General features: G+C 70.7%; 21 protein-coding genes and 1 pseudogene. 8 read left to right on the plus strand and 14 right to left on the minus strand.

What is annotated here, in order from left to right:
- The 3 genes and pseudogenes from HWX25_RS22525 to HWX25_RS22535 all read left to right on the plus strand — a co-directional run.
- Positions 1–377, plus strand: a pseudogene (locus tag HWX25_RS22525) (acetyl-CoA C-acetyltransferase); the annotation flags it as partial.
- Between the two features lie 216 nt (positions 378–593).
- Positions 594–1,337, plus strand: a complete 744-nt coding sequence (phbB, locus tag HWX25_RS22530) for an acetoacetyl-CoA reductase (protein ID WP_175910603.1) — start codon at positions 594–596, stop codon at positions 1,335–1,337.
- A 199-nt stretch (positions 1,338–1,536) separates the two neighbouring features.
- Positions 1,537–1,737, plus strand: coding sequence for a hypothetical protein (locus tag HWX25_RS22535; RefSeq protein WP_059528278.1), 201 nt, complete (start codon positions 1,537–1,539; stop codon positions 1,735–1,737).
- Between the two features lie 80 nt (positions 1,738–1,817).
- On the opposite strand, the gene HWX25_RS22540 is transcribed toward HWX25_RS22535, so the two are convergent.
- From HWX25_RS22540 to HWX25_RS22585, 10 genes are all read right to left on the minus strand, one after another.
- Entirely contained in the window at positions 1,818–2,111 is a 294-nt protein-coding gene (locus HWX25_RS22540) for a hypothetical protein (protein ID WP_059447900.1), read from the minus strand.
- 22 nt (positions 2,112–2,133) lie between these two features.
- Positions 2,134–2,670 (minus strand): hotdog family protein, encoded by a 537-nt coding sequence (locus tag HWX25_RS22545; protein WP_175910605.1) that lies wholly within the window; start codon positions 2,668–2,670, stop codon positions 2,134–2,136.
- A complete protein-coding gene (locus tag HWX25_RS22550) occupies positions 2,667–3,485 on the minus strand; it encodes a beta-ketoacyl synthase chain length factor (RefSeq protein WP_175910607.1) in 819 nt (272 codons plus the stop codon). Before HWX25_RS22550 ends, HWX25_RS22545 begins: the two co-directional genes overlap by 4 nt.
- Entirely contained in the window at positions 3,482–4,705 is a 1,224-nt protein-coding gene (locus HWX25_RS22555; RefSeq protein ID WP_175910609.1) for a beta-ketoacyl-[acyl-carrier-protein] synthase family protein, read from the minus strand. Before HWX25_RS22555 ends, HWX25_RS22550 begins: the two co-directional genes overlap by 4 nt.
- 63 nt (positions 4,706–4,768) lie before the next feature.
- The gene (locus HWX25_RS22560; protein ID WP_175910611.1) at positions 4,769–5,653 is read right to left on the minus strand and encodes a polysaccharide deacetylase family protein; all 885 of its coding nucleotides are present in this window, start codon (positions 5,651–5,653) and stop codon (positions 4,769–4,771) included.
- Complete coding sequence (locus HWX25_RS22565; protein WP_175910613.1) at positions 5,650–8,133, minus strand: MMPL family transporter; 2,484 nt, start codon at positions 8,131–8,133, stop codon at positions 5,650–5,652. The genes HWX25_RS22560 and HWX25_RS22565 overlap by 4 nt, the downstream gene beginning before the upstream one ends.
- Positions 8,133–8,777: an outer membrane lipoprotein carrier protein LolA gene (locus HWX25_RS22570; RefSeq protein ID WP_175910616.1), complete on the minus strand. Its 645-nt coding sequence runs from the start codon at positions 8,775–8,777 to the stop codon at positions 8,133–8,135. The genes HWX25_RS22565 and HWX25_RS22570 overlap by 1 nt, the downstream gene beginning before the upstream one ends.
- A complete protein-coding gene (locus HWX25_RS22575) occupies positions 8,774–9,748 on the minus strand; it encodes an acyl-CoA synthetase (RefSeq protein WP_059820411.1) in 975 nt (324 codons plus the stop codon). The genes HWX25_RS22570 and HWX25_RS22575 overlap by 4 nt, the downstream gene beginning before the upstream one ends.
- Entirely contained in the window at positions 9,745–11,505 is a 1,761-nt protein-coding gene (locus HWX25_RS22580) for an AMP-binding protein (RefSeq protein WP_175910702.1), read from the minus strand. Before HWX25_RS22580 ends, HWX25_RS22575 begins: the two co-directional genes overlap by 4 nt.
- A 65-nt stretch (positions 11,506–11,570) precedes the next feature.
- Entirely contained in the window at positions 11,571–12,215 is a 645-nt protein-coding gene (locus HWX25_RS22585; protein ID WP_175910619.1) for a hypothetical protein, read from the minus strand.
- Positions 12,216–12,782: 567 nt separating this feature from the next.
- Here HWX25_RS22585 and HWX25_RS22590 point away from each other — a divergent pair.
- The 5 genes from HWX25_RS22590 to HWX25_RS22610 all read left to right on the plus strand — a co-directional run bounded on the left by HWX25_RS22590 (position 12,783) and on the right by HWX25_RS22610 (position 17,115).
- Complete coding sequence (locus tag HWX25_RS22590; protein ID WP_082722004.1) at positions 12,783–13,067, plus strand: phosphopantetheine-binding protein; 285 nt, start codon at positions 12,783–12,785, stop codon at positions 13,065–13,067.
- 115 nt (positions 13,068–13,182) lie between these two features.
- Positions 13,183–13,899 (plus strand): 3-oxoacyl-ACP reductase FabG, encoded by a 717-nt coding sequence (gene fabG / locus HWX25_RS22595; protein WP_175910621.1) that lies wholly within the window; start codon positions 13,183–13,185, stop codon positions 13,897–13,899.
- Between the two features lie 97 nt (positions 13,900–13,996).
- Positions 13,997–15,286, plus strand: a complete 1,290-nt coding sequence (locus tag HWX25_RS22600) for an endoribonuclease L-PSP (RefSeq protein ID WP_175910623.1) — start codon at positions 13,997–13,999, stop codon at positions 15,284–15,286.
- Between the two features lie 110 nt (positions 15,287–15,396).
- Positions 15,397–16,203, plus strand: coding sequence for a glycosyltransferase family 2 protein (locus tag HWX25_RS22605; protein WP_059528258.1), 807 nt, complete (start codon positions 15,397–15,399; stop codon positions 16,201–16,203).
- Positions 16,204–16,353: 150 nt separating this feature from the next.
- Positions 16,354–17,115: a M48 family metalloprotease gene (locus HWX25_RS22610; RefSeq protein WP_059528256.1), complete on the plus strand. Its 762-nt coding sequence runs from the start codon at positions 16,354–16,356 to the stop codon at positions 17,113–17,115.
- A gap of 113 nt (positions 17,116–17,228) precedes the next feature.
- Here the strand turns inward: HWX25_RS22610 and HWX25_RS22615 are convergent, their stop codons facing one another.
- Genes HWX25_RS22615 through HWX25_RS22630 form a run of 4 tightly spaced genes read right to left on the minus strand, consistent with a single transcriptional unit; the run spans position 17,229 to position 21,933 of the window.
- Positions 17,229–18,929 (minus strand): lactate permease LctP family transporter, encoded by a 1,701-nt coding sequence (locus HWX25_RS22615; RefSeq protein ID WP_175910625.1) that lies wholly within the window; start codon positions 18,927–18,929, stop codon positions 17,229–17,231.
- Positions 18,930–18,980: 51 nt separating this feature from the next.
- A complete protein-coding gene (locus HWX25_RS22620; protein WP_175910627.1) occupies positions 18,981–20,426 on the minus strand; it encodes a LutB/LldF family L-lactate oxidation iron-sulfur protein in 1,446 nt (481 codons plus the stop codon).
- Positions 20,423–21,136 (minus strand): LUD domain-containing protein, encoded by a 714-nt coding sequence (locus tag HWX25_RS22625; RefSeq protein ID WP_175910629.1) that lies wholly within the window; start codon positions 21,134–21,136, stop codon positions 20,423–20,425. Before HWX25_RS22625 ends, HWX25_RS22620 begins: the two co-directional genes overlap by 4 nt.
- Complete coding sequence (locus HWX25_RS22630) at positions 21,133–21,933, minus strand: (Fe-S)-binding protein (protein ID WP_175910631.1); 801 nt, start codon at positions 21,931–21,933, stop codon at positions 21,133–21,135. The genes HWX25_RS22625 and HWX25_RS22630 overlap by 4 nt, the downstream gene beginning before the upstream one ends.
- Positions 21,934–22,051 lie beyond the last annotated feature (118 nt).

The following is a 22,051-nucleotide window of genomic DNA, read 5'->3' on the forward strand; positions in this document are numbered from 1 at the left end:
GCCTGACGCCGCTCGCGCGGATCAAGGCATACGCGAACGCGGGCGTGGATCCGAGCGTGATGGGCATGGGTCCGGTGCCGGCATCGCGCCGCTGCCTGGAGCGAGCGGGCTGGACGCCGGGCGACTTGGACCTGATGGAAATCAACGAGGCATTCGCGGCGCAGGCGCTGGCGGTGCACAAGCAGATGGGCTGGGACACGTCGAAGGTGAACGTGAACGGCGGTGCGATCGCGATCGGTCACCCGATCGGCGCGTCGGGTTGCCGGATCCTGGTGACGCTGCTGCACGAGATGGCCAAGCGCGATGCGAAGCGCGGGCTGGCGTCGCTGTGCATCGGCGGCGGGATGGGCGTCGCGCTCGCGGTCGAACGCGATTGAGCACGGTCTGACGATATTGCACGCGTGCGGCGCCGGCCAGCGCCGCACACATGCGCAGCAACCTTCGCGCGGAACAAGCAGCCAACAATACGCGTGATGTTCCGGTGCGCACCGTGTCCGCCTTGCGGGCGCCAGCGCACCACAGCGGTGGGGCGGCAGCATGTGCCATGCCGTCGCTCCGCATCATTGATTACTTTTTTGTCGGTAACTCATAGGATGACTAAGCGAATTGCAGTTGTGACTGGTGGAATGGGCGGCCTCGGCGAAGCGATCAGCATCCGGTTGAACGATGCGGGCCACCGGGTCGTCGTCACGTATTCGCCGAACAACGCGGGCGCCGATCGCTGGCTGACGGAAATGCATGCGGCCGGCCGCGAATTCCATGCGTATCCGGTGGACGTGGCCGATCACGATTCGTGCCAGCAGTGCATCGACAAGATCGCCCGGGACGTCGGCCCGGTCGACATCCTGGTGAACAACGCGGGCATCACGCGCGACATGACGCTGCGCAAGCTCGACAAGGTCAACTGGGATGCGGTGATCCGCACCAACCTCGATTCCGTGTTCAACATGACGAAGCCGGTCTGCGACGGCATGGTCGAGCGCGGCTGGGGACGCATCGTCAACATCTCGTCGGTCAACGGCTCGAAGGGCTCGGTCGGCCAGACCAACTACGCGGCTGCGAAGGCCGGCATGCACGGCTTCACGAAATCGCTCGCGCTCGAGATCGCGCGCAAGGGCGTGACGGTGAATACGGTATCGCCGGGCTATCTCGCGACGAAGATGGTGACGGCGATCCCGCAGGACATCCTCGATACGAAGATCCTTCCGCAGATTCCGGCGGGACGGCTCGGTCGACCCGAGGAAGTCGCGGCGCTGATCGCGTTTCTGTGCTCGGAGGAGGCCGGCTTCGTGACGGGCTCCAACATCGCGATCAACGGCGGCCAGCACATGCACTGACGCGCGGCGGCCCGGGCGGCGTTCGCGCGCGCATCCGGGCCGTGCTCCCGCTGTATCCAGCGCCGGGGCGACGCGCCAAGCGTGCGGTGACGGATCACGGACGCAGGCTCGCCGCGCATGCGGCGGCCCGAGTGCGCCCGCGCTCCGGCCACCGCGTCGCGGCACGCGCGCCGCACCGGCCTCGCATTCCGGAGGAGGCATGGGTGACACCTGGATGGGACTCGCGATCGGCGGCTCGGCACTGGCCGTCGCGCTGACGATGGCGATCGCGCTTCACTGGCTCGAGCGGCGCCGCGCGCGGCTGCTGCGCAACTTCGATCATCGCGATTGCTGGCTCGTCGCGTACGGCAAGTGCCTCGCGCGCGGGCCGGCGCGTCGCACGCGCAGCGGCGCGCGCTGACGGCGGCGGTGCGGCAACGGCGCGTTCACGCGTCGTGCCGCATCGCGCGCATTCATGTGCGGTGCGCGGGACGCCCGCGCTCAATCGCTGCTTTTCGCCGAGCCTTCGCCCGAATCGTTCTTGTGGAAGATCCGCTTCGTCGTGCGCTTGGTGGCATCCCAGCCCTCGCGCGACGCATGCGCGATGCCATGACCGACCGTCTTCGCGGCGCTCGCGGTCGCGTGGCCGAAGCTGCGCGCGGCCTCGCCGGTCTTGTGCGCGGCTTCCTTCGAATCGCGCTTGATGTCCTGCTTCACTTCCGACATGTCCGCGTGCGCGATCGGGCTGATCAGCGCGAGAACGAACGCGGTGCAAATGAACTGACGTGCTTTCACGACCTGGTTTCCTTGGGGCTAGTCATCGAGGGTCCGCGCGGCCGGCAGGCGGCGGAACGAGTACGCCGGCCGCCGATGCATCGAGCATCACCGCGGCGCGGCCGCCGAGCAGCACGCGCTCGCCGCAGCGCAGCGTGAAGCCGTACAGCACAGAGCGGTCGTCGCCGCCGATGCGCTCGGCGTCGACGGTCAGCGGCAGGTCGAACGTGTCGAGCCGATCGACGAACGCGTCGACGTTGCGCACGCTCGCGAGATAGCCGGCGCGCGGCCGCGCGGGTTCCGTTTGCGCGCGTTGCGTACCGATCAGCGCGCCATGCACGGCCATCGCCTGTGCTGCGTATTCGATTCCGCAGACCGATGCGAGCCGGCCGCGCGAGCGCAGCGGGTTGTGCGGATCGCGATGGCTCGTCGCGCTGCAGCGGATCCGCGCGGCATCCCATGCTTCGACCCGATCGAGCAAGCACATCGCGCCGTCGTGCGGAATGTGCGCGGCGATCCATGCGCGATCGAGCGTGGCCGTCGTCAGCGCAGGCATCGGCGTCGAGACGGGCGTCGTCATGGCGCGTGCCCCGCCGTGGGATTCGCCGGCGCGATATCGACCTGCACGCGCGCATCTTCCAGATAATCGAGCACGACACTTGCCGTGCGCCGCGCGGCGAGCGCGTCGAGCAGCGGCAGCGCGCGCGCGGCCGGATTGCCGGTGCGCAGCGCGTCGAGTTCGGGGTTCGCGAGCGTCGTCGCCGGCGCGTCGGTGAGCTGCACGTCGATGCGCGCGAGCGTGCGTTCGCTCGCGTCGGGCGCGAGCACGAGCGCGACGCCGAATGCGTCGACGATCGGCCGTACCGCGCGCAGCGGCTCCGGATAGTCGGTGTCGTAGGCGATCAGCAGGCTCGGCACGCGATCGACCGCGACCTGGCACACGCTCTCGAGCAGGCCCGCGGCAAAGCTGCCGTCGTGCGCGCACAGCACGTTCGACGTCGCCATCGCGCGGGTCGCGATGCTCCAGTAGCCGGCCGGCGCGTTGTGCACGGAGTTGTGAAAGCGCGTGGGCGACAGGTGACGATCGTCGCCGGCGAGGGTCTCGCAGATCGCGTGGCAGTTCTGGCCGTCGCCGCCGGACGCGCTGAACACGGTCGCGAGCGTGGCGGCATCGCGCCCGCTCGCGGCTGCCGCCTCGAGGCCGACCGCCAGCGCGACGCGCACGACGGGGCCGGTGCGGCGGCGTTCCGCCGGCGGCAGGCTGGCGGGCGGCGGCAGCACGGTGCGCGTGCTCGCATAGGCCGCGCGGCCCGCGAGCACGTCGGCCGCGTGCGGCCAGTCGTTCAGTCCCGGCCCGACGAGGCCGACGCTTTCGATGAAGGCGGTGAGGGTCATGTCGGCTCCCCGCGGCGGGCATGCTCGGCGCGGCCGAGGATCAGGCTGCAGTTCGTGCCGCCGAATCCGAACGAATTCGACAGAACCGCACGCACGCGGGCGTCGCGGCTCGCGAGCACGTAGTCGGCGGCCAGCGCCGGGTCGGGTTGCGTCGTGTTGACGCCGGCCGGCACGAACTGCTCGCGCAGCGCGAGCGCGGCGACGACCGCTTCGAGCGCGCCGGCCGCACCGAGCGTGTGACCGGTCGCCCCCTTCGTCGAGCTGCACGGCGTGCGCGTGAGCAGCGCGCCCACGGCGCGGCTTTCGGCGGCATCGTTGCTGGGCGTCGCGGTGCCGTGCAGGTTCACGTAGTCGATGTCGCCTGCGGCGAGGCTGGCCGACGCGAGCGCCTGTTCGATCGCGATGCGCGCGCCGAGCCCTTCCGGATGCGGCGACGACATGTGATGCGCATCGCTCGATTCGCCGATGCCGAGCAGCAGGATCGCGTCGTCGTCGAGCGCGGTGCGTGTATTTGGCACGCGTTCGAGCAGCGCGAACGCAGCCGCTTCGCCGATCGAGATGCCGTCGCGCGCGACGTCGAACGGCCGGCACGGCCGGCGCGACAGCAGTTCGAGCGAATTGAAGCCGTACAGCGTCGTCAGGCACAGCGAATCGACGCCGCCGACGACGGCCGCGTCGATCAGCCCCGCTTCGATCATCCGTCGCGCGGAGCCGAACACCTTCGCGCCGGACGAACACGCGGACGAGATCGCCATCGCCGGCCCGCGCAGCGCGAAATACGCGCGCACGAACGCGGCCGGCGAATACGGGTTGTGCGTGTTTGCATAGCGGAAGCCGGCGGGCAGCGCGCCGCTCGCCGGATCGCGTTGCTCGTATGCGCGCTCGGTTTCGAGGATGCCTGACGTGCTCGTGCCGATGAACACGCCGACGCGCGCGGCGCCATGGCGCGCCACGGCCGCCGCGACGCGCGCGTCGAAGCCGTCCTGGACGAGGCCGAGTTGCGCGAGGCGGTTGTTGCGGCAGTCGAAGTCGGCGAGATCCGTGCGCACGGGATGCGTATCGACACCGTCCACGGCGCCGATCCAGGTGTCGAGATCGGCGCGTTCGAAGTCGCACGGCGTGAGCCCGCCGCGTGCGTTGCGCAGCGCGTCGAGGGTCGCGTCGAGGCCGCTGCCGATGCAACTGGTGGCGGTGAAGTGCGAGAGCAGGAGAGGTTTCACGAGGGTCGTATCCGGTGGCCGGAACGGGCGCCGCAGCGGGGCTGGCGGGCGCGCCGGGCATGGTCAGATTTTATCAAACGGGGGTGCCGGCATGCCCGGCTGGCCGGGCGGTTCGGGCGCGAGCGCGGCGCGCAGCGTGGTCCAGTGCAGCTGCGCATCGGCGGCCGCGCGCAGCAGCGCCGGCAGCACGTCGAGCACGACCGGTTCTCCGCGCGCGTCGCGTGCCGCGTGGCCGTCGTGCACGAGCAGGATGTCGCGCGGCGCCAGTCCGTCGAGCAGGCGGCGCGTGACGAGGTCCGCGTCGCGCGCGCGCGTGTCGAAACCACGGCGCGTCCAGCTGGCGAGCTGCAGGCCGAGCTCGCACAGCACCGGCTCGAGAAACGGATTGCGCAGGCCGGCCGGCGCGCGGAAGAAGCGCGGGCGCGTGCCGGCGATCTCGGTCAGCGTCTGCTGCGCGGCCGCGATTTCGCGCCGCAGCGCGGCGGGCCCCGACAGCGAGAACGTATGCCGGTGCCGCTGGCTGTGATTCTCGACCGCATGGCCGCGCGCGACGATCGCTTCGATCCACTTCGGATGGCGGCGCGCGAGATCGCCGATGCAGAAGAACGTCGCGCGCGCATCGTGACGATCGAGCAGGTCGAGCACGCGCGGCGTGACGTCGGGGTCCGGGCCATCGTCGATCGTCAGCGCGATCCGGCGGCCGGCGCCGGCCGGCAGGCGCGTCCAGTTCGGTCCGAGCAGCGCGCTGCGCGGCCACAGGCCGGCGGCGGTCAGTGCGAGATGCGACGCAACCACGCCGCCGGCGGCCCACGGCCAGGCAGCCGGTTGCGCGACGACCGCTGCGAGCGCACCCGCGTGCAACGCCGCGGTGCCCGCGATCAGCGGCGTCGGTTTCCAGCGGCGCGCATCGCCGGACAGCCGAGGTGGAACGGACGACGGCGCGTTCATGCGCGGGCTCCTGTCAGGTCGGGACGAGCGCTGCTCGTCGCCGCGGCGCGCGGCGCGAGAATCGCGGCGAACGCGAGCGCCAGCATCGCGCCGGGGCCGACGGTCAGCCCGAAGGTTTCGAGCAGCGGCACGCGCGACAGCGCGAGCAGGCCGAAGCCGGCGACCGTCGCGAGGTTCGCGATCAGCAGCGATACGAGTGTGTACGGCGTGACCGGTTGCGCGTCGTCGCGCTTGCAGAAGAACAGCGCATAGTTCGAGCCGACCGCGACGATCAGCAGCATCCCGACGAGATGCAGGATGGTCAGCGGCACGGCGGCGAGCGCGAAGCCGGCCGTCACCACCAGCACGGCCGCGACCAGCGGCGCGAGCGCGCGCACGACGCGGCGCGGCGAGCGCAGCGCGATCAGCAGCAGCACGGCGATCGCCGCGAAACCCGCGAGCGACAGCCGGATGTCCTCGTGCACATAGTTCACGTACAGGCGGTCGGCTTCGGCCTTCATGTCGACGAACAGCGCATCCGGCACGCCGGCGCGCGCGACGGCCGCGCGGATCGGCGCAGCATCGAGCGCCGGCGCCGACGCCGCCGAAGCTGAGCGTGCGGCATCCGGCGCGCGCAGCGGCAACATCGCGCTCCAGCGGCCCGCGCGCTCGGTCAGCAGCGCGTCGACGGCGAGCGCCATCGACGTGCCGCGCAGGTCCGCGCGCGTGATCGGCGGCGCGTGGCGTGCGGCTTCGACATCGGCGATGAACGGTGCGAACAGCTCGGGCCGCACCGAGATCGGCTGGTTCGCGACGGCCGCACGCATGCGCGCGGCGAGCACGTCCGCGTCCGGCAGGCTCGCCTGGCGCGCGCGCTGCGCGGCGTCGCTCGGCAGGTAGCGCGCGGGACTTTCGAAGCCCGCGAGCGTGCCGCGATCGACGAGCGGCTGCAATTGCGCGGCGACCTGTTCCGCGCGTTCGAGCGCGGCCTGTTCGGTCGGCGCGGAAATCACGACGAGGTAGCGCACGTCCGGCGCGCCGACATCGGCGCGCAGACGTGCGTCGAGGGCCTGCGCGCGGGCGGGGACGGGGCTCAGCGCCGCAAGCTCGCGGCTCCACAGGCCGCCGCGATGCAGCACGAGCGTCGCGCACGCGGCGAGCACGAGCACGGCGAGCGGCCAGCGCAGCCGCGGCGCCGCAGCGGCCGCACGCGCGAGCACCGCGCCGACGCGCGACACGTCGCGAATCGCGACGTGCTCGCCGCGCAGGTGAGGCAGCACGAAGCGCGTGACGAGCGCGGCGGCCGTCAGCCCGGCGATCGAGTACAGCCCGAGCTGCACGAGGCCCGGAAAACCGGAGAACAGCATCGACGCGAAGCCGCACACGGACGTCAGCACGCCGAGCCGGATCGTCGGCCAGTACGCGGCGAGCCATGCGCGCGTCGCGTCGGCGGGCCGCGCCGTGCCGCGCGCGCCGACCTGCGCCGATTGCACGAACAGGTAGATCGAATAGTCGACGGCTTCGCCGATCAGCGTCGTGCCGAAGCCGAGCGTCAGTCCGTGGACCGTGCCGAACGCGGTGCTGACCGCCGCGATGCCGGCCGCGATGCCCGTCAGCACCGGCAGCAGCCCCAGCGCGAGCGTGCGCGGCGAGCGGTACAGCGTTAGCAGCAGCGCGACGATCAGCACGACGCTCGCCGTCGACAGCCGTTCGACGTCGTGCCGGATCGTGTCGCGCGTGTCGACCGAGAACACGCCGGGGCCGGTCATCGCGAGCGTGTACGCGGCGCGGTTCGGCAGCGTCTGCGTCGCGGCGGAGAACGCGCGGCGCACCGCGTCGATCGCGCGCGCCTGCGCTTCGGTGTCGGAGCCGGCGGCGGCCGTCTGCACGACCAGCACCGCGCGCGTGCCGTCGCGCGACGCCCACACGCCGTCGCGCATCGCGGGCTGCGCGCCGCTGTCGAGCTGGTCGACGAGCGCGGTCACTTCGCCGGTCGGGTCGCGCGGCAACATCGCCTTCGCGACGAGACCCGCCGACGAGCTCAGCAGGTCGAGGCTGTCGCCGAGCGCCTGGTGCAGGCCGTCCGCGCTGAAGCGTTGCGGCGCGACGGCCGGGCTCAGCAGGTAACGATGGTCGAACACGAATTGCCGGTCGCGCGCGTCGTTGACGGCTTCGCCGTTGTTGATCGCCGAGAATTGCCGGTCGGCGCGCAGCGTGCCGGCGACGCGCCGCGACAGCGCGGCGCGCGTGGCCGCATCGCCGCCGTCGATCGCGACGAGGATCAGCCGCGACACGATGCCGTCGCGCAGTTGATCGACGAGCACGCGCTGCCCGGCGCTCGGCGCGCGCGGCAGGAACGCGGACAGGTCGGCCGTGAAATTCGCGCGGGCGATCGCGATCCCGCACGCGACGAGCGCGAGCAGCCACACGAGCACCGCGCGCTGCCGCCACGCGGACGGGCGGTGCGCGACGGGGGCGGTTGGCCGGGTGCGCTCGTCCATCACTTCGCCGGGACGGGTTGCAGGCGCATCGTCGAATGGTCGCCGTCGGCCTGCTGGATCGCGACGCTGCGCAACACGTCGCGCGAGCCTTCGAGCGTGATCGTGCTGACGACCTTCAGCATCCGCGAATCGAGCGGCGTGAGCATCAGCGTCCAGTCGTCGCCGCGACCGGCGAGCGCGACCTTGTAGACCTGCTCGAGCGCGTAGCGATTGCCGGCGAGCGTCGCGCGGATGCTGTCGATGAACGCGCCGAGCTCCGGATAGCGCGCGAGCGCGAGCGTGTATTTGCGGTTGTTGCGCTCGACGGTGAGCATGTCGCCGTCGACGACGAGATGTTCGGGCTTCGGACTGAGCGTGTGCTTCTCGAGGTGGTCGGGCGCGACGAACACGAGTTCGCCCGACGATTCGAGCGGCTGCGCGGCGATCGATAGCGACTTCGTCTCGGTGAACGTCGCGCGTCCGGACTTGTGCTGCGCGAGCGTCGACATCAGCCGGTCGAGGGTCCACGCCGAACCGGTGTCGGCCGCGTGCGCGGGCAGCGCGAGCGCGACGGCGGCCGTGACGGCGAACGTGCGCGCCGAGCGGCGCAGCACGGGCGCGGACGGCAGCGGGAACAGCGACAGGAAGCGGAGAACGGCGGTCATGCGTCGGAATCCCTCGTGGCGGACAGGCCGGCGCACGCGCGCGCATCGTCGCGGCGCGCGGCGGCCGTGCCGGTCTGCCAGAAATCGAAATAGTTGAACCAGTTGTACGGGGCCGCGCGGCAATACTTGTCGAGCAGCGCGACGTAACGCGCGAGCGCCGCGTCGACGGCCGCCGCGCGCGCGTCGCGACGCACGTCGGAGAAATCGGCGAGTGTCTCGAAGTGCACGTCGTAGCGGTTGCCGTCGCGATAGAGGCCCGTCATGAACAACACCGGGCGCCGCAGCATCGCGGCCATGTACAGCGGCCCGAGCGGAAACGCGGCCGGTGCGCCGAGCAGCGGCAGCCGCCGCAGCGAGGTTGCCGCATCGTCGAGCAGCGTGCGGTCGGCGAGCATGCCGACCATGCAGTTCGCGTCGAGACGCTCGCGCACCTTCAGCATCGAGTCGACCTGCCCGAGCGGAATCACTTCCGGTTTCGCGGCCGGGTTCACGGCGGCGAGCGTCGCGTTGATCTTGCGCGCGTTCTCTTCGAACATCGTGACGACGACGCGCAGGTCCGGACGCGTGCGGCCGATCGCGCGCACGACTTCGAAGCTGCCGAGGTGCGCGCCCATCAGGAATGCGCCGCGCCCGCCCGCGAGCGCGTCGTCAACCTGCGTTTCGCCATGCAGCCGGATGTCGAACAGGTCGAAGCGGCCGTTCATCAGGTAGATGCGGTCGTGGATCGTCGCGGCGAACGTGAACACGTGCCGATACACGTCGCGCCAGCGCGCGGGACGGCCGAGCGCGCGGCGCAGATAGTCGCGCGACGCCGAGCAGGCTGCCGGCGAGAACAGCACGAAATAGGTTGCGATGGCGTGCAGCACGACACGCGACGGCCGCCGGCCGAACCGCAGCGAGATCCAGGTCATCGCGCGCAGCAACGCCGCGTTGCTGCGTTCCTGGCGCTCGGCCCACGCGGTGCGCTTCATGGCCGTGCACCGTCCTGCGCGGCGGCCGGCGCGGACAGCACGCCGGTGGCGACGTCGCGCGCGCCGGCGCGCAGCGTGAAGCGGATCGCGCCGCCGGCCGCCGCATCGAACGCGAGATCGAGCGGCTCGCCGGGCGCGACCGGGCTCAGGAATTTCGCGGAAGCCAGCCGCCACGTGTGCAGCGGGCGGTTCAGCGACGCGCCGAGCGCGGCGATCGCGTGATCGAGCAGCACGACGCCCGGCACGATCGGATGACCGGGGAAATGACCGGGCAGCGCAGGGTGATCGGCGGGAATCGTGAACGCGAGCGGCGCATCCGTCTCGGCGCGCGCGCTCGCGTCGGCCGCGGCGGCGCGCGTGTGCCGTGCGACCAGCGCGGCGAGCACGTCGCGCGGCAGCTTGCCCGTTTCGTTGCGCGGCAGGGCGTCGACGAACACGAGCGGACGCGGCATGAAGGCGGGATCGATCCGTTCGCGCAGCGCGCGCTGCAGGTCGGCCGCGGCGAGCGTCGGCGCGACCACGAGCGCGACGAGCCGCGTGACCGGTTCGCGGGGTGCATCGGCGTCGGCCGGTGCGGCGTCGTCCGGCATGAAGAACACGCCGTCGACGACGTCGGCGATCGCGTTCAGTTGGTGATTCAGATAGGCGAGCGACGTGCGCTTGCCCGCGATGTTGACGAGGTCCGCCTTGCGGCCGTGCAGCAGGAACCGGCCGTCGCCGAGCAGTTCGAGCGCGTCGCCCATCGGCACGGGGGTTTCGACGTGTCCGCCCGACGCCCACACGGTCGGGCCGCTGTCGTCGCCCGCGGCGTCGCGGCCCGGCTCGTCCTGTGCCGCGCGCGCGTCGAGGCGAATGCCGGGGAACAACTGCCACGTCGCGCCTTGCGACGTGCGGCGCGTCGCGATCTGGCCGGTCTCGGTGCTGCCGTAGATCTCGACGAGCGGCGCATCGAGCGCGGCCTCGGCTTCGCACGCGAGCTTTTCCGACAGCGGTGCGGTGGCCGACAGCACGAGCGCGGCCGGCGGCAGCGCATGGCCGGCCGACAGCAGCGCGCGCAGGTGAATCGGCGACGTGACGAGCACGCGCGGCTGCGGGATCGCGGCGAGTTCGTCGCGAATGTCGACGGGGTAGAAGGGCTGGCGGTTGCTGAACGCGAGGCCGCCGATCAGCGCGAGCAGCACCGTCGACTCGAAGCCGTACATGTGTTGCGCGGGCACGGTGCCGATCAGCGTGGCCGCGCGGCCGTCGAGCAGGCCGAGGCGGTCGGCCGCCGCGCGCACGCAGCCGACCAGGAAGCCCCACGTCTTGCGGTGCGGCACCGGCGCGCCGGTCGAGCCGGACGTGAACACGTACGCCATGATGCGCGACGCGTCGATCTGCGGCACCGCGAACGGCGCGTCGTCGAGGCGGTCGCCGGGTGCGGCGTCCGGATAGGCGAAGCGCGGCAGGTCGATTGCGCAGTCCGGCGCGTCGTGCAGGCAGAACGCGTCCGGTGCGAACGACGCGAGCTGGCGCACCATCTCCGGCGTGTGCGTCGACGGCAGCAGGCTGATCCTGCCGGCGACGAGCGCCGCGCACAGGCTGACCGCGAAGCGGTAGCGATCGCGGCACACGTTGAACACGTGACCGCCGGCGGGCAGTGCGGCGGCCACGCGCGCGACGTCGGCGACGAACGCGCGCACGCTGACGGGCGTGCCGTCGCGCCAGGCGATCGTCTGGTCCGGCGAGGAATGGAACACCAGCGGGTAAGTCGGCATAAATCGGCTGAAGCGGGAGACGGTGACCGGCGCGGCCGCAATGCGGCGCCGCGCCGGCCATGAATTCATCGTGACGGCTGCGTCGACGCGCGGTATGCGCGCACCGCGTCGACCATCCGCGGCCGCGCGTCGTGCGGCAGTGCGAAGCGCCGGCACGCATGCTCGGCCGCGAACATCACCGCGACGAGCGGCAGCGACAGGTAGTTCGCGAACGTCGACCACGCGACGATCGGCGCGGTCGCGAACAGCAGCGTCGACACGGCGGCGATCGCGACGAAGAACAGCGTCCATGCGAGCGTGATGCGCCGCGTGTAGCGCGCGACGGCCGGCGAGATCGTGCCGTGGATCATCGTCGCGAAGCGCGTGCACAGCGGCACCTGGCCGGCCGCGAGCGTGCGGCCGAACAGCAGCGCCATCGCGAGGTTGAAGCTCGCGTGCTCCAGATACAGGCCCCATTCGAAATGGCGCGCGAGCGGGGCGCGCGCGGCCCACAGCGCGGCGGCGGCGAGCAGCCACGCCGGCACGAGCCATGCCCGCTTCGGCGAGCGCAGCGCTGCGCCGAGCGCGAGCAGCAGCGGCGGCACGAGCGCCATCGCGAGGCCGAAGCCGTGCGCGCCGGGTGTCGCGGCCGCGTAGTGCGCGCCGATCTGGTACGCCGCCACCGCGGCGACCGCGCCGACGCCGCGTGCGATGCCGAGCGGCGAGCTCATCGCGGCGCTCCGGGCGCGCGGCGCGTGCGCGCATTGCCGTCGTCCGTCGCGGCACGGCGGCGGACGGGCGGGCAAACCGGGGCGAGGCGAATGAGCGGGCGCGGTATGGCTGCTGGAAACATCGGGCGGATCGGGGGGGCCGGACGCGTTCGTCGGGCCGTCAAACATCATATGAATGGTGGCCGGGACGCATGTCCGGGCCGGCTGTCATGCACGCACATTTTAGGGCCGCGGCGCGGCGGTTCGAGGTCGGCGCAGCCGGGTTTTGTAACCGAATGTATGGCAGCGAACTGAACCTTACGCGATGGCGATTCATTTCCGCCCGAAGCGGCTCAAGCGTCTGCTGCGATCGGGTCCCGAAACCGGCCGCGGCGGGGGCCTTCAGTCTGTAACCATTCCCCGTATACGTGCCGATACCCATCGTCTAGAATCCGCGTAACTTTTACAAACGACCCCCAATAACGCAGGCGGGGAAGCCGGCAGACGCCGGAGGGACGGAGATTGGCGCGCGCTTCGCACGCGCCGGGCGTGCACGACGATTGCCGTTTCCGGGCGCCTCCCGCTGCCATGGGCCGCCTGCCCGCAAGCATGATGAACGCACTGGAACAAGAGCTCGCCACGCTGATCATCGGCGAACTGAATCTCGAAGACGTCCCGCTCGAAACGGTGACGGCCGGGACCCCGCTGTATGGCGAGGGCTTCGGGCTCGACTCCATCGACATCCTGGAAATCGCGCTGCTGATCTCGAAGAAATACGGCTTCGAACTGCGCTCGGACAATCCGGACAACCAGAAGATCTTCGCGACGCTCGGCGCGCTTGCCGAGTACGTCGCCGCGCATCGCACCAAGTGACGGCGGCGCGCGCGAACGCGACGCGGCACGCAGACGATGACGGCACGCGGCGGCGGCCGCTGGACGAACCGCGGCCGCGTCGATCGAGAGGAAACGCGATGAACGGAGCAAGGCGATGCGGGCGCTCGTAACGGGCGGCAGCGGCGCACTCGGGCAGGCGATCTGCACGGCGCTCGCGCAAGCCGGCCACGAAGTGTGGGTGCACGCGAACCGGAATCTCGCGCAGGCGGAGGCGGTCGCGCAGCAGATCGTCGCGGCCGGCGGCACCGCGCATGCGCTTGCATTCGACGTGACCGACGCCGATGCGACGCTCGCCGCGCTCGCGCCGTTCTTCGACGACGCACCGGTGCAGATCCTCGTCAACAACGCGGGCATTCACGACGACGCACCAATGGCCGGCATGTCGCGCCGGCAGTGGCACAGCGTGATCGACGTGACGCTCAACGGTTTTTTCAACGTGACGCAGCCGTTGCTGCTGCCGATGATCCGCACGCGGCGCGGCCGGATCGTCAACATCGCGTCGGTCGCCGGCGTGACCGGCAACCGCGGGCAGGTCAACTACGCGGCCGCGAAGGCGGGGCTGATCGGCGCGACGAAGTCGCTGTCGCTGGAGCTCGCGTCGCGCGGCATCACGGTGAATGCGGTCGCGCCCGGCATCATCGAATCGCCGATGGCCGACCCTGCGTTTCCCGCCGAACGGATCAAGCAGCTCGTGCCGGCGCAACGCGCGGGCCGGCCCGACGAAGTCGCGGCGATGGTCGCGTATCTGGTATCCGATGCGGCTGCTTATGTGACGGGACAGGTGCTGTCCGTCAACGGCGGGCTTGCATGACGACGCGCGCGGTGTCGGCTTGACGTGAAGCAACGGCGCGCAACGTGGCGCGTGGCCACGATGCCGGGAGCCCGCATCGCATAGTGAGGAAATCGAAGTGTCAGTGCATCCAGTCGACGCCGAACGGCGAGCGTGTTCCCTGTCGTCCGCCACGACCGCGGTCGCGCGTGAACACATGACGGGCGGAGCCGCCGTATCGGGCGCGGGCATTTCGCCCGCAGCAAACGGCGGCAACCGTGCGCTGCGACTCGTCCGGATCGATCATGCGCGGCTGGCTGCGCTGCTGCACGATGCGCGGCAGCGCGGCGACGCATTCGACCGCGTGTTTCCCGGCGCGCTGGGTGCGGTCTGCATCGGCGCGGCCGGAGTGCCGACCGATGCGATGGCCCGCATGCTCGCCGCCGCCGCGCCCGACCTGCCGCTCGCACCGGTGCAGATGGCGCTGCTCGACGCCGGCGGCCACGCACGCGCCGGCGCGGTCTGCGAAATCTGGCAGTGCGACGCGCCGGACCTGCGCAGCGAGCGACGCGGCGCGCTGCAGTATCGCTTCAGCGAAACGGCGGGGCTCGTATTTGGCAGCATCGTCGTGCAGGAAGAGCAGGAAGCGGCCGATGCCGATCGCGACGGCGGCACACCGCTCGAGCGCGCGACACACGATGCATACCGCGCGCTGTTCGACGCGCTCGATGCACTCGGCATCGCGCATCCGCTGCGAATCTGGAATACCGTGCCCGCGATCAACGCGCTGCAGTTCGGGATCGAGCGCTATCGTCAGTTCAATATCGGCAGGCAGCGCGCGTTCGACGCGTGCCGTCGCGCGCTGACGGGCAGCGTGCCGGCGGCCTGCGCGCTCGGCTCGGTCGTGCCCGTCGCGGGCGACACGCCGCCGGCCGCGCCGCTCGCGATCCATTTCATCGCGAGCCGCACGCCGGCCGATCCGGTCGAGAACCCGCGCCAGATCAGCGCGTATCACTATCCGGCGGAGTACGGCCCGCGTGCGCCGACGTTCGCGCGCGCGGCCGCGTGGCCCGGCGACGATGCCGCGCCGTTGCTGTTCGTGTCGGGCACCGCCAGCATCGTCGGGCATCGCACCGTGCATCGCGGCGACGTCGTCGCGCAAACGCGCGAGACCATCGCGAACCTGGCCGCCGTGCTCGAGCAGGCGGCGCGGCAAGGGCACGGCCCGTTCGCGCTCGCCGACCTGAACTACCGCGTCTACGTGCGCGACGCCGGCGATGCCGCGGCGCTCGCCGCGATCGATCGCGCGCTGCGCGCTGCGGCGGGCCCCGGCGTGCGGCCGTTGTTCGTCCACGCGGACGTGTGCCGCGACGATCTGCTGGTCGAGATCGAAGCGAGCGCCGGCCATCCGCTGGAGCACCTGTCGTGAAGCGCGCCGCCCTGTCACTGCGCGAACGCGGCGTCGACGAAGCCTGTCGACAGTCGCCTGCAGGTCATAAACTTTTGTCAGGATCCCCGTCTTCGCAATCGGCCGTTCCCATGTCCAAGCTGCACGCCTCGTCCACCCATCTCGTACTGATTCCGAGCTACAACCCGGGCGTCAAGGTCGACACGACCGTGCGCAACGCCCGCGCGCAGTGGAACCCGGTGTGGGTCGTCGTCGACGGCAGCACCGACGGCAGCGCCGAGCGGCTGCAGGCGATGGCCGAGCGCGACCCCGGGCTGCGCGTGATCGTGCTGCCGGAGAACCGCGGCAAGGGCGCCGCGGTGCTGGCCGGGCTCGACGCGGCGGCCGCAAGCGGCTTCACGCACGTGCTGACGATGGACTCCGACGGCCAGCATCCGGCCGACCTGATTCCCGAATTCATGGCCGCGTCGCAGGCGGCGCCGGACGCGATGGTGCTGGGCCTGCCGAAGTTCGACGCGAGCGCGCCGCAGTTGCGCGTGCAGGGCCGGCGGCTGTCGAACGGATGGGCCGACCTGGAGACGCTGTGGGCCGGGATCGGCGATTCGCTGTACGGCTTTCGCGTGTATCCCGTCGCGCCGCTCGCCGCGATCATGCATCGCCAGCCGTGGATGCGCGGCTTCGACTTCGATCCGGAAGCGGCCGTGCGGCTGTGCTGGGCCGGGGTGCGGCCGATCCGCATCGAAGCGCCGGTGCGCTACTTCGGCGCGCACGAGGGCGGCGTGTCGCATTTCCACTATGGCCGCGACAACGTGCTGCTCGCATGGATGCACCTGCGGCTCTTCGCCGGTTTCGTGGTGCGGCTGCCGATGCTGGTCGCGCGGCGGCTCACGCGCCGGTCGCGTTCGACGTTCAGCCGGTCATCCGGTCGCGGCGATTGATGAGCTGATTGCCGTCAATTCGCTGAGCAATCGCGTCGTTAGTTTCGAATCGCTGCGCAATCAAGTTGTCATTTGATGTAAACGTCTGGTAATTTTCTGCCGGATTATGCAAAATCGCCGCTCCTAAATACAACTACCGAGGGATCCGGGATGCATATCAAGAAAGCGGCGGCAGCGTGTGGCATGGCGTTCCTGTTGAGCGCATGCGGCGGCGTGCAGAATCTCGACGCGAACAGCCTGACGTCGGCGGGGACCAGCCTGTTCAAGGCGGCGACGCTGTCGGACAGCGACATCGCGGCGCTGTCGAACGACTCGTGCAAGGCGAGCGACGCCGAATCGAAGATCGCCGCGCCGAATAGCGCGTACTCGAAGCGCCTGACGAAGGTGATGAAGGGCTTCGGCGACATGACGCTGAACGGCCAGAAGATCAACTACAAGGTCTACGTGACCAAGGACGTCAACGCGTGGGCGATGGGCAACGGCTGCGTGCGCGTATACAGCGGCCTGATGGACATGATGAACGACGACGAACTGCGCGGCGTGATCGGTCATGAAATGGGCCACGTCGCGCTGGGTCACTCGAAGAAGGCGATGCAGACCGCCTACGCGGTCAGCGCGGCGCGCACCGCGGCCGGCGCGGCATCGCCGGGCGTCGCGGCCCTGACGAGCTCGCAGCTCGGCGACATCACCGAGAAGTTCATCAACGCGCAGTTCTCGCAGACGCAGGAAAGCGCGGCCGACGACTACTCGTTCGACCTGATGAAGCAGAAGAACATGAATCAGAAGGGCCTCGTCACCGCGTTCCAGAAACTCGCGCAGCTCGATGGCGGCAAGAGCTCGATGATGAGCTCGCACCCGTCGTCGGCGAGCCGTGCCCAGCACATCCAGGATCGCATCGCGAAGGGCAGCTGATCGCCGTCTGGTGCGCCGGCCGCGTCCGGCGCCCGGGATGAACGAAACCCCACGCTCTTGCGGGCGTGGGGTTTTTGTTTTTCGGCGAACCGGAAAGCGGCCGCGCCGCTTGCTTACGGCACCATCCCCGGCAGCACGTAGGCCTGCACGAGCGTGATCAGGCCGACGATCACCGCGAACAGCAGGCTGTGGCGCACCGTGAAGCGGAACAGCTCCGATTCCTTGCCGACGAGGCCGGTCGCCGCGCATGCGACCGCGATCGACTGCGGCGAGATCATCTTCGCGGTCACGCCGCCCGTGGTGTTCGCGGCGACGGCGAGCGTCTCGGGCACGCCGAGCTGGTGCGCGGTCGCTTGCTGCAGCGAGCAGAACAGCGCGTTCGACGACGTATCCGAGCCGGTCAGGAATACGCCGAGCCAGCCGAGGAACGGCGAGAAGAACGGGAACGCGGCGCCGGTCGCGGCGAGCATCAGCGCAAGCGTCGACGACATCCCCGAGTAGTTCGCGACGAACGCAAACGCGAGCACGAGGCCGATCGACAGGATCGGGCGCGTGAGTTCCTTCAGCGTCTCGCCGAACGTGACGAGCCCGTCGCGCGGCTTCATCCGCAACAGCGCCATCGAGATCAGCGCGGTCACGAGGATCGCGCTGCCCACCGCCGACACGAGATCGATCTTCAGCACGGCGTCGAGCACCTTCGGCGTCGCGGCGATCGGCGCGGTCTTCACGACGAGCTGGTCGAGCCCGGCCACATGGAATTTCAGGACGGTCGACGCGAGCGCGCCGTGCGCGGCGAACAGCGCCTTGAACGGCGCGATGCTCCACACGGTGACGACGGCCGTCAGGATCAGGAACGGCGACCACGCGCGTACGGTCTGCGCGAGCGTATACGGCGACGCTTGGCGGCTCGCACCCGAGCTGTTGCCGCCCGCGCCGAAACCTGCGAGCGCCGCGCCGCCGCCGGACGCGACGAGGCCGCCGGCCGTCTGCTTCGCGCTGCTCGGCTGCCAGACCTTCAGGAACGCGGCAAGCGACACGAGGCTGACGAGCGACGACGTGATGTCCGGCAGCTCGGGGCCGATATGGTTCGACGTGAAGTACTGCGTGATCGCGAAGCTGCCGCCGGCGACGAGCGCGGCCGGCCAGGTTTGCCGCACGCCGCGCAGCCCGTCCATCATGAACACGAGCCAGAACGGCACCGCGAGCGACAGCAGCGGCAACTGGCGGCCGGCCATCGCGCCGATGTGGAACGCGTCGATGCCGGTCACCTGTCCGGCGACGATGATCGGAATGCCCATCGCGCCGAATGCAACCGGCGCGGTGTTTGCAATCAGACACAGTCCGGCCGCGTGCAGCGGCTTGAAGCCGAGGCCGACGAGCAGTGCGGCCGTGATCGCGACGGGCGCGCCGAAGCCGGCCGCGCCTTCGAGGAACGCGCCGAACGAAAAGCCGATCAGCAGCATCTGCAGCCGCTGGTCGTCGGTGATCGACAGCACCGACGCACGGATGATGTCGAACTGCCCCGTCTTCACGACGATCTTGTACAGGAACACGGCCGCGACGATGATCCACGCGATCGGCCACAGGCCGTACGCGAAGCCGAAGCCGGCCGCCGCGAGCGCCTGCGGCACGGGCATGCCGTAAGCGAGGATCGCGACGCCGAGCGCCAGCAGCAGCGTGATCGCGGCGGCGACGTGCCCCTTCATCCGCAGTGCGGCGAGCGCGACGAAAAAGAAGATGATCGGGATCGCGGCGACGAGCGCCGACAGCCCGAGGCTGCCGAGCGGGGTGTAGATCTGATGCCAAACCTGCATGGGTGTCTCCTCCATGGATTGCTATCGGTACGGGTTTGAAAGCGAGGGGGTCTATTCGGGCTGGCCGCGTGCGCGCAGCAGGTCGGACAGGCTGCGCGGCGCCGGCTCGAGCGGCGTGCGGTGCTGCGTCCAGCCCATTTGCCTGGCCGGCGTCAGCGCGCGCAGCCGCGTCGCGGTCCAGCGGAATGCGCGATACGCACGCGGATGCGCGAATGCGCCGGACCAGAAGCGCCACACGAGGTCTTCCGCGCGGTTGTAGTTCGCGCCCTGGCCGCGCAGCGGATGCGCGACGGGTTCGTCGGGCTTGCGGTTCGCCTCGGTGCGCAGCCGCACGAGCAGCTGCGGGATCGGAATCCGGACCGGGCACACCTCGCCGCACGCGCCGCACAGCGTCGACGCGGTCGGCAGGTCGGCCGTCGCGTCGAGGCCGAGCAGGTGCGGCGAGATGATCTTGCCGATCGGACCCGGGTAGGTCGTCCCGTATGCGTGGCCGCCGATGCGCGTATAGACGGGGCAGTGATTCATGCACGCGCCGCAGCGGATGCATTGCAGCGTCGCGCGCAGCTGTTCGTCGGCGTAGGCCTGCGTGCGGCCGTTGTCGAGCAGCACGAGATGCAGCTCGCGCGGGCCGTCGCGTTCGCCGTCGCGGCGCGGGCCCGAGATCAGGTTGAAGTAGGTCGTGATCGCCTGGCCGGTGGCCGAGCGCGTCAGGAGACTCGACAGCGGCACGATGTGCTCGAGTTTCTCGACGACCTTCTCGATGCCCATGATCGCGACGTGCGTGTCGGGCACGGTGGTCGACAGCCGGCCGTTGCCCTCGTTCTCGACGAGCCACAGCGTGCCCGTGTCGGCCGCCGCGAAGTTCACGCCGGACAGGCCGATGTCGGCTTCCGCGAATGCGCGGCGCAGCGCGCGCCGGCCGGTCTGGATCAGCTCGTCGACGTCCTCCGTGTAGCGCGTGCCGGGGATGTGCTCCTCGAACAGCTCGGCGATGTCGCCGCGCGTCTTGTGGATAGCTGGCATCACGATGTGCGACGGCTTCTCGCCCGCGAGCTGCACGATGAACTCGCCCATGTCGGACTCGATGCAGTCGACGCCGTGATCCGCGAGGTAATGGTTCAGCTCGATTTCCTCGCTTGCCATCGACTTGCCCTTGATCACGCGGCGCGCCTTCTTCGCCTGCGCAATGCCGAGCACGATCGCGTTCGCGTCGGCGGCCGTCTCGGCCCAGTGCACGTGCACGCCGGCCGCCGTGAGCTTCGCCTCCAGCCGCTCGAGCAGCGCGGGCAGTTGCGCGAGCGCGTGCTGCCGCACGGCTTCGCCGAGATCGCGCAGCTGCTGCAGCTCGGTGTCGTCGGGGAACTGGGTCGCGCGCTTGCCCTGCAGGAAGTCCATCGCGCCGCGAAAGCTCCGGCGCAGCGCGGGATCGTCGAGCGCGGCGCGCGCGCGGGCCTTGAAGTCGCCGGGGGCGACGAATTGCAGCGGTTGGTCGCTCATCGCGGCAGGTCCTGGCGGGCGGTTGCGGTCGGCTCGGTGACGATCACGACCCAGAGGTTGCGCGGCCCGTGTGCGCCATACGCGAGGGTCTGCTGGATGTCGGAGGTCTTCGACGGGCCCGACACCAGCACGACGTTGGTCGGCATGCCGGCGTGCCAGCGCTCGGCGTGCACGGCCGCGTGGAGGTCCGCGTGCAGCGTGTTCGCATGGACGAGCGCGACGTGCAGCGGCGGCACCAGCGACACCGTGCGCGGCGTGCCGGCATCGGGCGCGAGCACGACGGTGCCGGTCGCCGCGATGCCCGAGCGCGCGACGGTGAAGCCTGCGTCGATCGTGTCGAACAGCTCGGCTTTCCACGCGTCGATCGGCCGGTCGAACGGCACCGGCGTGACCGCGTCGGGCAGCGCACGCGCGAGGGCCGCGGATTCGGCGCGGGCCGGGTCGAGCAGCAGGCGGCGCACGCCGGCGTCGGCGAGCCGTGCGGCAAGCTGCGCGGGCCACGCATCGGCGGTGGCGCACCAGACGTCGGCGTGCGATGCGGCGAGCGCGGCCTGCATCGTCTGCGCGAGCGTATGGGAATCGAGGGTGATCGGTGCGCGGCGCGCCGCGTAATGCGTGTCGATGCGCGCATCAAGGGCGGGCGCGGCGTTCGCGGCGGGGCCGGGAGCGGCGGCGCGCAGGCGCGCGAGGATGGCGTCGCGCGCGCTCATTTCGCGTCTCCGCGCAGCGAGCCGGCGCCTGCCGTGCGGCGCCACAGGAAGCTTGCGAGATGCTCGACGGGCAGCGTCGCGCCGGCCTTGGTCGCGGCGTGGCCGATGTTCAGCAGGCAGCCGCAGTCCGCCGACACGAGCCGGTCGCAGCCCGTCGCGCAGGCCGATGCGACCTTGTCGTGCACCATCGCGCCGGAGATGTCGGGGTGTTTCAGCGAGAACGTGCCGCCAAAGCCGCAGCATTCCGATTCGCGTTCGTGTTCGATGCGCGTGACGCCCGGCAGCGCGTCGACGAGCGCGACGCCGTGCACGCGCGTGCCCATCTCGCGGCGGGCCGCGCACGACGTGTGCAGCACCACGCGCTCGTTCGGGCCGGCGTTCGTGTCGATGTGGTCGAGCCGCACGTCGAGCACATGGACGAGGAATTCGGCGAGTTCGTAGGTGCGATCCGCGATCGCGCGCGCCTTCGGGCCGTGCACGGGGTCGTCGGCGAACAGGGCCGGCCAATGGTGCCGGATCATGCCCGCGCACGAGCCGGACGGCACGATCACGGGCCACGGCTCGGCGAACAGATCGAGCTGCGCGGCCGCGACGCGGCGAGCCTCGTCGGGATTGCCGCTGCTGTAGGCCGGCTGCCCGCAGCAGCTCTGGCCGCGCGGATAGTGGACGGTCAGGCCTTCGCGTTCCAGCAGGCGAACCGCGTCGAGCCCGGCTTCGGGGACGAACAGGTCGACCAGGCAGGTCGCGAACAGATAGACGTGCGCGGGGGCGGCGGCGGGGTAGTGCCTTTCGTTCATGTCTCGCTCCAAGGTGCCGGCCCGGCAAGCGAATGCGGGACGACGATTTCGCTGCATAATTCCCGCGACGGCGCCGCAGTTCAAATTGGTTGGGCCAATCGGCGCGGCGGGTATTCGA

The sequence above is a fragment of the Burkholderia sp. BCC1640 genome (assembly GCF_902833125.1).
GTDB lineage: Bacteria > Pseudomonadota > Gammaproteobacteria > Burkholderiales > Burkholderiaceae > Burkholderia > Burkholderia diffusa.